The following is a 16,545-nucleotide window of genomic DNA, read 5'->3' as shown; positions in this document are numbered from 1 at the left end:
CCTCTATGTTGTATTAAAAGCAGTATTTGATCGATTTATAACCCTAAAAATTTTTTATAAATTTTTAGGGTATGTAGTAGAAAAGTGCAGTATAAAAACAGTGAAACTATATTATACTGCACTATAAAGTTATTTTAAATTAGGGTTTCGGTCTAATTCTGCCTGCGGAATTGGGAAAAGTAATTTCGCGGCTGTAACATTATAATTTAAGTTAGCGCCACTACCATTCTTTTGAGCATTCATAACTACAACTGCTCTATTGGTTCTTAGCAAATCGAACCAACGGTGACCTTCAAAAGCTAGTTCTAACCTACGCTCATTTTCTATAGCCAAACGCATAGCGGCTTGGTTATTTGCCGGAGTTCCACCTAGGTTAACACGTAAACGAATTTCATCTACAATGGTTTTAGCTGCAGACCAGCCCGATGTGCTAGCTTCATTCAAAGCTTCTGCTTTTAATAGCTTAATATCAGCCAAACGCAAAATGTATGAATTTGCCAAATCATCATTACGGTATTTATTTATGAAGGGATAATTAGCTTTACTCCAATAATCATCAGACCATCCTTCAGTACTTACATTTCTAAAATTAACGCTAGAGTTTTTACGAATAATATCGCCTTCGGTATCAAATGCGGCAATTAAATCGTTTGTTGGTGTACAAAAACGTTTCCAACCTGTGCCAACAATTACGCCAGTCATCCAATTTCCGCGGCCGCTCGGACCACCCCAACCATCATACTGCATTTCCCAAATAGATTCGCTGTTGTTTTTATGTGCGCCATCAAATAAATGATCAAATGTGCCCACTAAACTATAACCACCAGCAATAGTTGCATCAGCATATTGTTGTACTTTTGCCCAATCTGGATTAGGTTTAGCAGCATAAACTTTTGCTAATAGTGCATTTACGATGCCTTTAGTAATGATACCTTTATTTGGTGCCGAAGTACGTACGTTTGGTAAAGCATATTCTAAATCTTTAATTATTTGAGCATACACTTCATCAACAGTAGAACGAGGTTTTTGCATTTCTTCTAAGTTGGTTGGCGATTTTAAAATTAAAGGAACACCACCCCATAAACGAACCAAATGGAAGTAGAAATAAGCTCTTAAAGTAGATGCTTCTCCTAAAATTTGGTTTCTTCTGCCATTGGCATCTAATGCCTGATCTTGAATGTTAGGAACGTTTTCTAAAACTTCATTTGCATTTTTGATGTTTGAATACAGTCCGCCCCAATCACGACCCACATTACCGTTTGTAGAATTTGCTGTAAACAGATCTATTTGAATGTTTGCAGGGTTATCTCCACCTGCATAAGCATTGTCAGATGTAACATCACCATTTACCATGTAATCCCAGATGTGGTAATCATTATACATGCCACCATAAGCACCGGCCATTAATTTTTCAGCTCCTGCTGCAGTTGTAAAGGCAACATCACCAGTAACCTGATTAAAGGGCTGTTTATCTAGAAAATCTTTTTTGCAACCGCTTTGCAAAGTAAGTGCAATTGTGGCGGCTGCTACTAACGAATATATATTTAATTTCATTTTCTTAATTCTTAAAATCCAACATTAACACCAAATAAAATACTTCTCGATTGCGGATAAGTACCATAATCTACCCCCATAGAAGGGCCATTTGCAGAGTTTACATTTACTTCTGGATCTAAGCCTGAGTATTTTGTAAATGTTAATAAATTATAGCCACTAGCAAATAAAGTTATTTTGCTCATTTTTAATTTTTCAAGTGTGGCAGTACCAAAGCTATAAGCTAGCGTAGCAGTTTTTAAACGCAAATAAGATGCATTTTCTACAAAGCGGCTAGAAGTTAAAGAGTTTTCTGAACTGGCTCTTAAAGCTTTAGGTACATTGGTAATTTGGCCTGGTGAAGTCCATCTGTCTAATACTGCTGCAGATTGGTTTTTAGCATCAAACATGCCTTCTAAATCAATTCTAGAGGCGTTAAATAATTGGCTGCCTTGCACACCTTGAAAAAAGATATTCAAATTCCAGTTTTTGTAGGTAAAATTGTTAGTAATACCATAAATAAATTTAGGTTGAGCCGAACCAATAAAAGTTCTATCACCTGGATCTGCAGAACCTGTAACACCGTTTCCGTTTATGTCTGCATATTGTGCAGCGCCATTTGTAGGGTTTACACCTGTAAAAACATAACCGTAAAAGCTTCCCAATGGTCTGTCTTTAACCACACGAACAGCATCATCGCGTTCGTAAATGCCTGCAAAGTTTAACGATTGAGTGGTAGTACCCAAATCTGTTACTTTATTTCTATTGATAGAAAAGTTTAAATCCGTGTTCCACTGAAACTTTTCGCGATCGAAGTTTTTAGTAGACAATACAAACTCTAAACCTTTGTTTTCCATAGCACCAACATTATATGCTTGGCTACCAAAACCAGATGATGGCGGCAATTGAACATTGATTAATAAATCATTTGTTTTTTTAAGATAGGCATCTGCTGTAAAAGTTACCCTATTGTTAAACATGGTTAAATCTAAACCGATGTTAGTTTGTGTTGTTTTTTCCCAAGATAAAGCATTGTTTGCAGGGTTTTGAAGGTTGTATTCGCCTTGCGCATTTACACTATATAACTTCATGTAAGCATAGTCTCCAATACCTTCGTCGTTACCAACTTTACCCCAGCTACCACGAATTTTTAAATCGTTGATGCTTTCGCTGTCTTTCATAAAATTCTCGGCAGAAATTCTCCATCCTGCAGAAACTGAAGGGAAATAACCAAAACGGTTTTCTTTAGCAAATCTCGATGAACCATCTGCTCTAAAATTAGAGCTAAATAAGTATTTATTATCGTATGAGTAAGAAATACGGGCCAAATAAGATTGTTTACTCCATTGTGCTCGTTGCGGTATAGTTAATGCAACCGACGGCGCAATCGGGTTTCCAGAGGTATCATAAAAACGAGTTAATTCATTATTGTTGTATTGCCAATCTGATGATTGTAAAGTGTATCCTCCAGTGGCTGTAAATAAGTTTTTGCCAAAGTTTTTGGTATAGTTTAATATATTTTCATTTAACCAAACACTTTCGTTTACGCTGTTATCACGATAAACACCACGTTCTTGACGACCATAAGTTGTTAAGAAGTTATCTGTATAATAACGATAGAAATTCTGATTAGAGTTTGTACTGATGGTAGATTTGAAATACAAATCTTTGGTGAAATTAACTTGAGCACCAAAAGCACCAATAAATCTAAAATTTCTATTTCTATTGTTCGATCCAAATGCCAAGGCTAAAGGATTGTCCCATCCACCAGCATTAGGTATGGTAGTATATTGTCCGTTTGGCTCGAAAATGCCAATAGTAGGAGGTGTTGTTAAGGCACCTAATATAACGCCACCGCGAGAAACACTACTGTTGTCGCCAACATCTATAGAGTTACTTGATGTTAATACCGCATTACCAGTTAACTTTAACCATGGGGTGATGTTTTGAGAACCATTAAAGTTAGCGGTTATACGATCAAGTTTAGCTGGTGCTACAACACCTTTATCTTGTTGGTAACCAGTTGAGAAATAATACTGACCGCCTTTTACACCACCCGATAAAGAAACTTGATATTGGTTTTGTGTTCCGGTTCTAAAGGTTTCATCTTGCCAGTCGGTTTGGTTATTACCACCAAAGCTGGTGTAGCCTAACTCTGTCATTAAAGTAACGTATTGATCTCTAGACAATACATCTTGTTTCTGCCAAAAGTTAGAAAATCCAGAAAATGCATTAAAGGCAACTTGCAATTTACCAGCCGAACCTTTTTTAGTGGTAATTAAAACTACACCATTTGCACCGCTAGAGCCATAAATTGCAGCAGCAGATGCATCTTTTAAAATAGTCATTGTTTCAATATCGTTAGCATTTAAGAAGCTGGCATCTCTTGATGTAACCCCGTCAATTACATATAAAGGGCTGTTTGAGGCTGTAATTGAGGTATTACCTCTAATACTTATAGAAATGCCTGCACCAGGTTTACCCGATTGCGAACTTACTTGAACACCAGCCGCACGACCTTGTATGGCTTGCAATGGATTAGTAATTGGTTGGTTTTCTAAATCTTTTGAAGAAACTGATACAACCGAGGTAGTTAAATCTTTCTTAGTTGTTGTACCATAGCCAATTACAATAACTTCATTTAGTTGATTGTTATCTTCTGATAAAATTACATTGGCCGATGTTCTTGAGTTTACATTTTCTTCAATGGTTTTAAAGCCAATAAACGAGAATATTAATACTGCGTTTGCTTGTGCTTTTAATTGGTAAGTTCCGTTATTTTCTGTTGATGCCCCATTTTGGGTGCCCTTAACTTTTACTGATGCACCAGGAATTGGTAAGCCTTTCTGATCTTTTACCTGACCAGTTATTGTAATTTCTTGTGCTAGGGTATAACCTATGCTACAAAAAATAAGTACAATAAATAGTGTAAATTTTTTTGTCATAATCTTTTGGTTAGTTACTATTTATAATTAGTTGGTGTTAAAGTTAAGGTCATTTTAAGGTTAAATGCAAACAATTAGAATAAAAAATTCACCATAACTTACTGATAATAAGGATGTTATTATCATTTCGATACGGTTTGATACCCTAATTTATAGAAGTGTTTTAGTACTGATTTACAGTACGTAACCATTTTATTTAAGCTTTGTATGTGTATAACCTGATACGCTTAAATACCCTTGAAATGAATTTGCATATTAAAAGATAAATAACAAAGAAATGACAGAGTGAAATACTAATTAATCTAAAACAAGTAAGCTCCAACCATTTTTATTAGCTTTTTTTAACACCGATTTTCGTTCTTCCATAATTGTTTTGATCCGGCTACCGTAGGTCCAGCACGTGCTTTGTCTGATATTTAATATTTCAGCAAGTTTATGAGATGAGATTTTTCCTTTGGTAGAATAGATTAGAAAAACCATGTAAAATGCTTTATTTATTGGAATACGCGTATTATGAAAAACAGTATAGCTTGTAACAGATTCTTCATAGGCGCATTTGCTACAGCGTCTACTGTAAGCAACATGTCCATTGTAAAAATGGGTATTTTTGCATTTTTTACACACATAACCGTTTTTCCATTTTAGCTCTGCTAAAAATTCATTACAGCTTTCCTTATCAGGATATATTTTGCTAAATTCTTCAAAATCAACATCAGCAGACATTACCCTGTCTCTGGTTACTTTTTCAACGTTAATTTGTAATTCTTGATTATCTTGTGCCAACAACACATTCATTCTCGAAATTTCTTCTGCCTGTTGTTGCAGTTGTTCATTAGCAAATAGCAACTCTTCGTTTTTAGCTTCAATAATTATCGATTTATGAAAAACTTCCTTTGTTCGCTCATTAACCTGACGTTCTAATTCTTGATTAAGGTTATCTTTAAGTTTGCCATTAACGGCCATTTGCTGTATCATTTGCCGCTGTGCTTTTTCTTTCTTTTTTTTAAGTATGCTTACTTTATCTCCAATGGCAAAAGAGAGAAATACCATTTCTAATACAAAACAAATACTTAAGCTATAGTAAGAAAGTGCACCAAAATTTAACCAGCTTATGCCTAGCATAATTAGTAGCTTTAAAACAAAGCCAAAAAATAAAAAGCTATAGCCTACTACAAAAAAACGAGCTGGTTGGTAACCTTGTTTAAAAATATAGATCCCAGTAAAAAATGCTACCGATAAAGGAATAAACTCTAAGAACTTATAATTGAATAAATTTTGATCAAAAATTAAGCAATAAATGAAAAATAGGGTTCTAACTATAATTAAGCCAATAATTAATTGATTAAGTTTTGGAGCCTTTGCTTTTACAAATAACAATTCTTTAGTAAATAATAAGGCGAATATGCTAGTTCCATAAAGAAAAAAGGCATAAGCAATCTGATTCCATATTGGCGCATTAGGCCACAAATATTGATAGGCAATGCCATCGCTACTCATTTCGAAAAGGCCTACACTTAAATTATACAATACATAAAAAAGGTATTGTTTTTGGCGCATGGCCACAAACATTATCAGGTTGTAAAAGCTAAAAACTAATATCATTCCGTAAAAAATACCGAAATAGAAATATTCATCTAAGGCATAAGAAATGAACCAATTTACCGATCTTAAAACGATAATTACATCTGATATTTGCGACGAACGAATTTTGAAATAGTATGTCTGTGTTAAATTGTTGTCATTTGGAATGTAAACTTCAAAATTTTTGTGAGTTAGGGTTCGCTCCGCGAAGTTAAGTTGATCGCCTAGTTCTTTAACCACATAAGTGCCATCACTTTGTGGCATGTAAACTGTTATATGATCAATTGTCTGATCAAAAAATTCTAGTAAAAACCGGTTGCTAGATTTATTATTGTGTTTGATTTTAATTTTAGCCCAATAATTTGTGTTTAGTGAAATAGTTTGCGGGGTGCTTTTATTGCTCGGACTAAACTTTTCTTCGAAAGCTTTACTTTTAATTTGGTTAAAAGTTAGCTTGTTTTGCTCATCTTTTAAAATTTCTACCTCGGCAAAATTAAAAATATGCTGACTAATGCTATCGTTAATATGAACAAATTTTTGAGCCCATGAATTTGAGAAAGAGAGCAAAAAAATAGCAATGAGAATTACTTTATTTAAAACAGATTTTAGCCTAACCATTCTTTGAGATGAGCTACAAATATAGCAGAAACTGATTAGACACAGTTATGAGAAAAAATTTAGCGTCTCATTTTTACTTAATCTGGCTTTAAAAACTCATCGGTAAAATGCTGCTTGTGTTTAGCTTGAGCAAATTTATCATCATTAAAACTCTTCGAATTCCCCTTTGGGATAGATAGTGATTTCCACTGTGTGCTACAAAAAATTTTACCCAAAAAAACAATTTGGCCAACATGGTATGGATAATGTGCCAATTGCCTATTAATGGCTTCGATAACCGTATGACCTTGATTTCTGATGTAAATTTCTTTTGTTAAATCTTCATTTTTTAAACTATCAATTGCCTCGAATAAGCATTGCCAACCCTCATTCCATTTGGTTAATAGTTCTTGTCTTGAAGTTATATCGTTTTCAAATTCTGCATCTCTCTGGCGCCAATTTTTTTCTCCATCTGTGGTTAAAAAACCTGTCCACCTTGATAACATATTGCCCCACATGTGTTTTACAATAGTGGCAACACTGTTACTTTCTTCGTTAATTTGATTAAACAATTGCTCATCATTTAATTGAGCAAAAGTTTGATCGCCAAGCATTTTATAATATTCAAACTGTTTTTTAATGCTTGCTAAATAATCTTTTTCCATCATTCTTTAACTCTAACTAATGATCCGTTGGCAATGTTACTTTGGTCTAAATCAAATATTTGTTTTCCAACAGTTGTTGCATTAGCTAAAGCATTATTTGTTTTTAAATCTAAAAACCGATCTATTGAGGTAAAGTTGGCTTTATCGCTTTTGCGAATTTCTGCCTGCATTTCGGTATCAACAACACCAGGATAAATGGCAATAATTTTTGCTCCATTTTCAACTTCATCTTGTTCTAAAGCAATAGTTTTGGTCATCATATCTATAGCAGCTTTAGATGCGCAATAAACTGTCCATCCGCTATAAGGCTTATAGGCTGCACCAGATGAAATATTGATGATGTGCTTTTTGGCTTTCCAATTTTGGGTTAAGGCTAAAAATGTTGAATTTATAATAAGTGGGGCAATGGTATTTAGTTTAAGGGTATTTTCTATTTCATTAATGTCTTCTATTTTGGCAATTTGCCCTACCGTTCCAGCATTGTTTATCAATGTTATTTTTTCAACTTCGTTGGATTTGATATTTTTAAATAATTCTATTAATAGATTTTTAATTCCATCAGTTTTACTCAAATCATATTTAAATTGATTAACGTTTAGTAGGTTATGATTTTCACTTCTAGAAATAGAAAATATTTGGTAATCTTCTGCCAAATATGCCTCAATAATTCCCTTTCCAATACCTTTACTTCCACCAGTAACGATTAATATTTTACCCATCTTCAAATTTAATGTTTTAGCAGATTTAAAAAGCAATAATGTTAAATGAAGGTAAGGTGAATTACTTTGCTTTAGGTAGGCTAAGGTAAAATTTAGTGCCTACACCCAATTCACTTTCTAGCCATATTTTACCACTATTTTGCGAAATCATGTCTTTACACAAAACTAAACCTAATTGGTAACCTCTTTCGCCAGATGTTCCTGTACTTGTTTGATGAGATAGTTTAAAAAGTTTATCTATTCTTTCTTTAGCAATTCCAGTGCCTGTATCGGTAATGGTGAATACAACATTTGGCTCATTAACCTCCGCGTTAAAGGTAATTTTATCTCCTACATTGCAAAATTTAATGGCATTGGCAAGCAAATTTCTAATCACAATATTGATCATGTTTGGATCTGCAAAAAGAACGATATGATTATTAATGTTGTTTTCTATAATTAAAGATTTAGATTTAAATTGAGATTCGGCTAAATTTAAATTCTCAGTTACTAGCTGATGAAGTGAAAAATTGCTCGGTTTGATATTTATTCCATCTAATTGATTTTTAGACCATTCTAATAAGTTGTCTAAAAATCCTGAAGTATTGTAAATGGTCTCTTCTAACTTCAGCAATAAATCATTTAATTCTTGTGCATTTAACTCTCCTTGACGATAAAGTTCAAAAAGTGATTTAAGATTATACAATGGGCTTCTCAAATCGTGAGATACGATAGAAAAGAACTTATTTTTCACGGTATTTAGCTTCTCTAATTCTATGTTTTGAGAAGAAACGATGTTCATTTGAGTAATTAACTCTTCATTTAAAGCACTTAACTCTTCATTTACCTCTGCAATTTCTTGTTTTTGCTTTTTTAATAAAATGTTATTTGTTTTTTTCTCTTCATTTCGCTCATAATAAAGTATCAATAAAACTGCTACAATAATTAATAAAGCAGTAATAATGGAAATAGCAATTACATAGTCGGCATTTTTTTCGACGATATTTTTATTGTCACGTACTAAATTTTTATTGTCTGAGTTAACACGATTTAAATCATTAATAATTACACTCTCTTTGGTATGGTTATGGTCTAAACTATCCTTAACTTTAATATAATCTGACTGAAGTTTTAAAGCCTCTTCAAATTTATTTTGTGCGGTAGAAATTTCTACTAACAATTTTAATGCTTTAGAGGTTAAACCTTTAGCGTTACTATCATTTGCTCTTGTTAAAGCCAATTCGCCAATGCTTTCTGCTTTTTTGTAATCTTTAAGTGCCAAATAAGTTTCAGAGAGCGTCATTAAAATTACGCACTCTTGATAAGGATTTTTTAAAGTTTGATTAGCTTTTAGCGCAACATTAAGCTGTTTTATTGCTTTTTGATATTCTTCTTTTTTTAAAAAGATTTGGCCAATACCCCAATTGCTCAGTGCGATGCCGCTTAAATCACCAATTTTTTCTCTTAAAGCTAAGCTCTTTTGATAAAATGTTAGTGATGGTTTGATATTGCCTAATTTAAGATTAGAGTTGCCTAAAGAAAATAGAGCATTTCCTAATCCGATTTCATCTTTTGGGTTTTCTTTAACGGTTTCTAAAACTTGCTTAAAATAATTATGTGCAGTTTTGTACTCTCCAAGGTCAAAATAAATTGAACCTAAGTTGATGATATTTTGACTAATCCCTTTTTTATGATTTAGGTTTCGATAGAGTTTTAATGAAGCTTCATAACTTTTTACCGCTTCTTTTTTTCTTTCTAAACGATCAAAAGCATAACCAATATTTGCATAACTTCTGGCAATGCCATTGGTGTAATTAGTTTCTTGAGATTTTTTTAAACCTAAATTAAAATAGTGTAATGCACTGTCTAAATTACTTCTTATGCCATGCGAAATGCCCATATCTAAAAAGGCACTAGCAACAACAGAATCTATCCCATTTTTTTCGGCTAATAATCTATATTGATTTGAGTAATAAAATTTCTTTATCGGATCTACCGCAGAATAGGCTATAGAAAGCTTTCTCATGATAGAGATTTGTACGCTGTCCGTATTGTTTTTGTTTAATTGCCCAAGTAATTCATCTACTTTGGTTGTTTGGCCAATTGCTGAAAAATTACCTAAGAGTAAAGTAAAGAAGAATAAATGTACTTTTATTTTAGTAATTGCTTTTGGCATGTGCGAGCGTTACTTTAGGGATGAGTATAGCGTACAATAACCTAAAGTTAGCATTATATTTGTTCAAACAAACAAAAAATATTCCTTTTAGGAGTGTTTGTTTGCTTGTTTAAGCCGCTTGCCGAATTACGAAATTTGATTTAAAAATTATTCTTTTAATAAAGGATAATACTTGGCTCTATTCTCATACATAATCCAAAATAAAATTAATGCACAGACAGCAGCAATTGGAAATCCACTTATATTGGTTACCGTGTTGGTTAAAATTATTCCAATCATTACCGGAAAAACAATTAATGCACCCAAAGCTCTTGTTTTTGGAAAGATAATTAACAATCCACCTAAAATTTCTGCAATTGCAACTAACGGCATAAGCCAACTAATTTCCATCATTGCTGTCATTGCTTTAACCAAGCTTTCTGGCATATTTTCGGGCATTGGCATATAGTTAAAAAACTTGTTTAAGCCAGCGTTGATAAAGAAAAGTCCAAATATTAGACTTAAAACGAAGGTGATTTTGGTTTTCATTTTAGTTGTTTTTAGTTTATTATTTTAAAATAAAGTTAACTAAAAATTGATGGATTATAGGGTTAAAAGAGACAAATTGAAAGGGCATTTGAGTTTAATTTGGCTTAACAATAAAACAGAATTAAAATTTGCTAGAGTTTAAACACCTTTTAAGCAGCCTTATAAAGGAGTTTGAAATAAGTTTTGAGTAGGATTTGATACCCTTATAAACGCTTAAACATTGATGATTTTGTTTTTTTGCGCTTTGCTATACTCTAATAGTTGCACAAACCTGAGTAAAATAAACCCGACAAAAGCGTAAATACTTTTGCCAAAGCCTTGCCTTGGCATGGCTTTAAAGGTAAAAGATTGCAGTGTTTGGCGGGGCTGAAATTGCCGAGTAGCATTGGTATTGTTTTTCTAATAAATATAATTCAGTTTAGGCAAACCCAATAATTTGTTAGCTTTACGTTATGGCAAATGGCAATCAGTATGAAAATTTACAGTTAAGTACCAATTTAGAGATTTTGGCTCGTCAGGTAGTAGAGGGTTTTATTACTGGTTTACACAAAAGCCCGTTCCATGGCTTTTCGGTAGAATTTGCCGAACACAGATTGTACAATACTGGCGATAGTGTTAAAAATATTGATTGGAAATTATTCGCCAAAACCGATAAATTGTTTAGCAAGCGTTATGAGGAGGAAACCAATTTACGTTGCCAATTTGTAATTGATACTTCATCTTCTATGTATTTTCCGGATGAAAAATACAATAAATTAACTTTTGCAGTACAAAGTTCGGCTTGTTTAATGTATTTGCTTAAAAAACAACGAGATGCTTTCGGGTTAAGTTTGTTTACTGATCAGGTTACTTTAAATACACCGGCAAAATCTACCAATACGCACCAAAAATATTTATTTGCACAGTTAGATCAGGTTTTGCAAGCATCAAAAAATAATGTAAAAACCAATTTGGCTTTGGCTTTGCACCAAATAGCAGAGCTGATACACAAAAGATCGTTAGTTATTGTATTTAGCGATATGCTGCAAACTGTACATGATGATGATCAGTTAGCTCCCTTGTTTGCTGCTTTACAACATTTAAAGTTTAATAAACATGAAGTGGTTATTTTTAATGTTACCGATAAAAGCAAAGAGGTAGATTTTAAATTTGAAAATCGACCTTATGAATTTGTTGATATGGAAACAGGAGTAGTTTTAAAAGCCCATACCAATAAAGTTGCAACTGCTTATATTGGGCAAATGAATGCATACCGCAAACTGCTAACGCTAAAATGTGCCCAATATAAAATAGATATGGTTGATGCTGATATAAATGAAGGCTTTGATAATGTTTTGCAGGCTTATTTAATTAAAAGGCAAAAAATGGGTTGATTTTTTCGTCATTGCCAGCTTGACTGGCAATCGTAATGCTTAATGACTGCATTTAAAAATAAAATCAAGAAGAAATCGCTCAACACTAGAAGATTAGTTTGTTTTGTCAGTCTGAGCGTAGTCGAAGACCATTTAAATTTTTCGAGCATTATCAAAAAGATTTCCTTCGACTACGCTCAGGATGACATCTTTTTTTAACACTTTAATGAGCAGCCACATCATTTATATTTTTTAATATAATTTCACAAGCTGCTCTAATTTCATCTTCAGTAATAATCAGCGGCGGTGCAATACGCATCGAGTTGCTGCAGTGTAAAAACCAGTCGGTTATAATTCCATCTTCAATACAACCGTCAATAATTTGCTTTAAAATAGGGTAACTTTCAAATTCTGCAGCTAACATTAATCCTTTGCCTCTTACTTCTCTAATTGCTGGGTGTTTTAATAAACTTTTAAAAAGTTTACCTTTGGCTGCTACATCTTTTACCAAATCTTCATCTACTATGGTTTTTAAGGTAGCTAAACCAGCTGCACAACTTACCGGATGCCCGCCAAATGTGGTAATGTGGCCTAAAATTGGGTTTTCTGAAAATACCGACATGATTTCTTCTGAACTGATGAATGCGCCAATTGGCATACCACCGCCAATGCCTTTTGCTAATAATAAAATATCGGGCACAATACCAAAATGCTCAAAACCGAACATTTTACCAGTTCTGCCGAAACCACATTGTATTTCGTCTAAAACCAATAAAGTTCCTGTTTCGTTACATTTAGCTCGTAAAGCTTTTAAATAACTTTCATCTGGAATTCTGATGCCAGCTTCGCCTTGTATGGTTTCTATAAAAACAGCTGCGGTTTTTGTAGTTATTTTAGCTAAATCAGCAAGTAAATTAAATTCTATAAATTGTACATCTGGCAATAATGGGCGATAGGCTTGCTTAAATTCTTCGTTGCCCATTAAACTTAAAGCGCCTTGTGTGCTGCCGTGGTAACTGTTTTTGCAAGCAATTAATTTCGTTCTGCCGGTATATCGCTTTGCCAATTTCATGGCGCCTTCAATAGCCTCGCTGCCCGAGTTTACCAAATACGTACAACTTAAATTTGCTGGTAAAACCGATGCTAAGGCTTTGGCAAAATCTACCTGTGGACTTTGCACAAACTCGCCATAAACCATTAAGTGCATGTAGGTTTCGGCTTGTTTTTGTACTGCCGCCACAACTGTGGGATGACAATGCCCAACATTACTAACGCCAATACCTGCAATTAAATCCATGTATTTTTTGCCTTCAACATCATACATATAAATGCCTTTTGCTTTTACAAATTCTAAAAGTAGCGGGGTAGTAGAGGTTTGGGCGTTGTGCTTAAGGAATAATTGGCGTTGTGTTAACATGGTACAAAAATAGGGATTTTTGAAGATGTTTTATGCCTACAAAAAATCCCGTAAGCTTCATAAACTACGGGATTTCAAAAATTAATCAATTTATTTAAATTATTGTTTATTCTGGCCACCTCTAAAGCGGCTTAACAATTCTTTTTTAAATGCTTCTTGGGCTCTATAAAATTTGCCAATTTGTTTAATCGATAAACCACTGGCTTTAAATTTGGCATAATATTTTTTCTCAATATTGAGGTCTTTTTGTCTGAAATCGAAATCGCCAGCAATTAGGTTTTGTACTTGGCTATCAGATAAATCATCAATTTCAGTTACTTTTCTAAAACTGATCATACTTTTGTGTCTATCTCTTCTTAAAGCCCATAATTCTTTTTGGTAATCGTTATAAATTGGCCAAAAAATCTTTGCTTCATTGGTAGTTAAATCGAGTTTTTGAGTAAAAAAAGCAATTTTTGCAGCTTCAATTTTATCATCGCCTGGGCGTGAACCCTGAGCAAATACCATTGCTGGAAATAAAATAAATAAGGCTAAAATTAAGTTTTTCATTCTTGTTAGATTTGTATTTTTATGATAAATATTTGTAATACAGTTTATTCAATTACAAATTATTAGATAAGTCTCTCGCTGAGTAATTTTCTAAAATATAATTTTCAATTTCAGTGTCAGAAGCCAAAGAAGTATTCAGGTTTTCATTTTCTTGCAAATGTTCTATAATTACACTTTCGTCAATATCATATAACATTTGCTCGCTAGCCATATCTGCAGTAAGTGCAGGCAAAACCGAACTTTTTTGATTAAAATATAATCCTGTTGCAGTTGCAATTACAAAACATGCAGCTGCTGCATATTTTGCTAAATCAGACCGCCATAAACTAATAGTTTTAGTTTTTGAAGAAGCATTTATCGTTTGATCTAAAATTGCAGTGTTTAACTTTTCGAAATAGTTTACTGGTGTTTTAAAACCTTCTTCTTTAACTAACAATTTAATATTTTCTACTGCAATTTTGCTTTCAATTTGCTCGCTCAAATTCTCGAAATAGTTTTGTGGTACTGCAAAACCTTGCTTTTCTTTTTGCATCAAGCCAGCTACAAAAACAGACTGGTTGATACGAGCTTGCAAATCATCAAAATAATAATCTGGCACGCTATATGGCGTAGAACGAGACAAACTCGCTAAGTGCGATGCTTCCTTTTCCCAATCCATATGTTCATCTTTTATATTCATCACGTATTATTGATGCTTTTTATAGCAAAAGGTTTAATAGCTAATCTTGATTTATTAAAATACTTTCAATTTTTTTTACTGCGATATGAAATGAAGCTTTTAAAGCACCAACACTTGTGCCTAAAACTTCAGAAATTTCATCGTATTTCATATCATCAAAATACTTCATGTTAAAAATGATGCGTTGTTTTTCTGGCAAGGTTAGTATGGCTTCTTGTAATTTGCGCTGTATTTTATCTCCATCAAAATAAGAAGATGAAGCTAAAGTTTCAGCAAGTTCACTACCTACATCATCTAATGAGATGTTGTTTTTGAGCTTTTTCTTGTTTAAGAAAGTGATTGATTCATTTGTCGCAATGCGATAAAGCCAAGTGTACAATTGCGAATCGCTACGAAAATTGGCCAAATTTTTCCAAACCTTAACGAAGGTTTCTTGTACTAGATCATCCGTGTCATCATGGTCGATAACTATTCTACGGATGTGCCAGTAAATTTTTTGTTGATATTTATTTAAAAGCAAATTGAAGGCTTCATTTCGTGTTTTTTCTACACTAAATTTTTGCAATATTTCTGCGTCTTCAACTTGTTTCATTTATTTTTAGATAGGAGTGTTGAGATGTGAGATATGAGATTGAACCTATAAAGTCTCAAATCTCATATCTAACGTCTCAAATCTATTTTAAACTTTTCTTTTCATCACTTTTTGAGCTGCTGCAACAATATCAGCTGGATCAAGTTTATATTTTGTCATCAACTGATCTGGCGTTGCGCTTTCGCCGAAACTGTCGTTAACCGCCACAAATTCCTGAGGCGCTAAATATTCGGTAGTTAGTAAACGGGCAACACTCTCGCCTAATCCGCCAAATTTGTTATGCTCCTCGCAAGTTACCACACAACCAGTTTTCTTAACAGATTTTAGAATAGCTTCTTCATCCAAAGGTTTAATGGTGTGGATATTTATAATTTCTGCATCAATACCTAATTCTGCCAATTGCTCACCAGCTTCAATTGCTCTCCAAACCATGTGGCCGGTTGCAATAATGGTTACATCAGTTCCTTCGTTTACCATCCAAGCTTTTCCAATCTCAAACTTCTGGTCTTCAGGTGTAAATACTGGAATTACTGGTCTGCCGAAACGCAAATAAACCGGGCCTTCGTAATCCATAATGGCCAATGTTGCCGCTTTGGTCTGGTTATAATCACAAGGATTGATCACTACCATGCCCGGTAACATTTTCATCAGACCAATATCTTCTAAAATCTGGTGTGTTGCACCATCTTCGCCTAGTGTTAAACCAGCATGAGATGCACAGATTTTAACGTTTTTGTTAGAGTAAGCAATCGACTGGCGAATTTGATCGTAAACACGACCGGTAGAAAAGTTGGCAAAAGTACCTGTAAATGGAATTTTTCCGCTAATGGTTAAACCAGCGGCAATGCCCATCATGTTAGCTTCGGCAATACCAACCTGCACAAATCGTTCAGGGAAATCTTTGATGAAAGCATCCATTTTTAACGAGCCTACTAAATCGGCACAAAGGGCAACAACGTTTTCATTGCGTTTACCTGCTTCATGCAATCCTGCTCCAAAACCCGAACGTGTATCTTTTTTTTCTGTATATGTGTATTTTTTCACGATGTGTATATTTTAAATTATCTGCGTTCAAGCTTGCTTCGCAGGTTTTCATTTTTGTGAGATATGAGATGTGAGATATGAGATGTGAGATGGGGTTAGAAATTTTCCCTCCTTCATATCTATATGTCAAATCTCTTTTTAACAATATTATAATGAAATTGGAGTTTCAGAAGTCTCAAATCTCATGTC

General features: G+C 33.7%; 13 protein-coding genes. 1 reads left to right on the top strand and 12 read right to left on the bottom strand.

What is annotated here, in order from left to right:
* Window positions 1-129 precede the first annotated feature (129 nt).
* The 7 genes from FA045_RS18130 to FA045_RS18100 form a co-directional block, all read right to left on the bottom strand.
* Window positions 130-1,554, bottom strand: a complete 1,425-nt coding sequence (locus FA045_RS18130) for a RagB/SusD family nutrient uptake outer membrane protein (protein WP_136878499.1) — start codon at window positions 1,552-1,554, stop codon at window positions 130-132.
* A gap of 11 nt (window positions 1,555-1,565) precedes the next feature.
* The gene (locus FA045_RS18125; RefSeq protein ID WP_136878498.1) at window positions 1,566-4,478 is read right to left on the bottom strand and encodes a SusC/RagA family TonB-linked outer membrane protein; all 2,913 of its coding nucleotides are present in this window, start codon (window positions 4,476-4,478) and stop codon (window positions 1,566-1,568) included.
* A 297-nt stretch (window positions 4,479-4,775) separates the two neighbouring features.
* Window positions 4,776-6,677, bottom strand: coding sequence for a 7TM diverse intracellular signaling domain-containing protein (locus FA045_RS18120; RefSeq protein ID WP_136878497.1), 1,902 nt, complete (start codon window positions 6,675-6,677; stop codon window positions 4,776-4,778).
* Window positions 6,678-6,754: 77 nt separating this feature from the next.
* The gene (locus FA045_RS18115) at window positions 6,755-7,324 is read right to left on the bottom strand and encodes a DUF1572 domain-containing protein (RefSeq protein ID WP_225871382.1); all 570 of its coding nucleotides are present in this window, start codon (window positions 7,322-7,324) and stop codon (window positions 6,755-6,757) included.
* Window positions 7,321-8,040: an SDR family NAD(P)-dependent oxidoreductase gene (locus tag FA045_RS18110; RefSeq protein WP_136878496.1), complete on the bottom strand. Its 720-nt coding sequence runs from the start codon at window positions 8,038-8,040 to the stop codon at window positions 7,321-7,323. The genes FA045_RS18115 and FA045_RS18110 overlap by 4 nt, the downstream gene beginning before the upstream one ends.
* 61 nt (window positions 8,041-8,101) lie before the next feature.
* On the bottom strand, window positions 8,102-10,195 hold the full coding sequence (locus FA045_RS18105) for a tetratricopeptide repeat-containing sensor histidine kinase (protein ID WP_136878495.1): 2,094 nt from the start codon (window positions 10,193-10,195) through the stop codon (window positions 8,102-8,104).
* A 147-nt stretch (window positions 10,196-10,342) separates the two neighbouring features.
* Window positions 10,343-10,723, bottom strand: coding sequence for a DoxX family protein (locus FA045_RS18100; protein WP_136878494.1), 381 nt, complete (start codon window positions 10,721-10,723; stop codon window positions 10,343-10,345).
* 452 nt (window positions 10,724-11,175) lie between these two features.
* On the opposite strand from FA045_RS18100, the gene FA045_RS18095 reads away from it, so the two are divergent.
* Complete coding sequence (locus tag FA045_RS18095; protein ID WP_136878493.1) at window positions 11,176-12,096, top strand: DUF58 domain-containing protein; 921 nt, start codon at window positions 11,176-11,178, stop codon at window positions 12,094-12,096.
* A 202-nt stretch (window positions 12,097-12,298) separates the two neighbouring features.
* On the opposite strand, the gene FA045_RS18090 is transcribed toward FA045_RS18095, so the two are convergent.
* The 5 genes from FA045_RS18090 to FA045_RS18070 all read right to left on the bottom strand — a co-directional run bounded on the left by FA045_RS18090 (window position 12,299) and on the right by FA045_RS18070 (window position 16,356).
* Window positions 12,299-13,492 carry an aspartate aminotransferase family protein gene (locus tag FA045_RS18090; protein WP_136878492.1) on the bottom strand — a complete coding sequence of 398 codons (1,194 nt, stop codon included), beginning with the start codon at window positions 13,490-13,492 and terminating at the stop codon, window positions 12,299-12,301.
* 99 nt (window positions 13,493-13,591) lie between these two features.
* Complete coding sequence (locus FA045_RS18085) at window positions 13,592-14,041, bottom strand: hypothetical protein (RefSeq protein WP_136878491.1); 450 nt, start codon at window positions 14,039-14,041, stop codon at window positions 13,592-13,594.
* Between the two features lie 52 nt (window positions 14,042-14,093).
* A complete protein-coding gene (locus tag FA045_RS18080) occupies window positions 14,094-14,720 on the bottom strand; it encodes a hypothetical protein (RefSeq protein ID WP_136878490.1) in 627 nt (208 codons plus the stop codon).
* Between the two features lie 40 nt (window positions 14,721-14,760).
* Window positions 14,761-15,312 carry an RNA polymerase sigma factor gene (locus tag FA045_RS18075; protein WP_136878489.1) on the bottom strand — a complete coding sequence of 184 codons (552 nt, stop codon included), beginning with the start codon at window positions 15,310-15,312 and terminating at the stop codon, window positions 14,761-14,763.
* An 87-nt stretch (window positions 15,313-15,399) separates the two neighbouring features.
* On the bottom strand, window positions 15,400-16,356 hold the full coding sequence (locus FA045_RS18070; RefSeq protein ID WP_136878488.1) for a transketolase family protein: 957 nt from the start codon (window positions 16,354-16,356) through the stop codon (window positions 15,400-15,402).
* Window positions 16,357-16,545 lie beyond the last annotated feature (189 nt).

It is taken from the genome of Pedobacter cryotolerans, from assembly GCF_005116475.1.
Classification (GTDB): domain Bacteria; phylum Bacteroidota; class Bacteroidia; order Sphingobacteriales; family Sphingobacteriaceae; genus Pedobacter; species Pedobacter cryotolerans.
The sequence above is the reverse complement of the archived record's forward strand: the minus strand, read 5'-3'. Positions and strand labels throughout refer to the sequence as shown.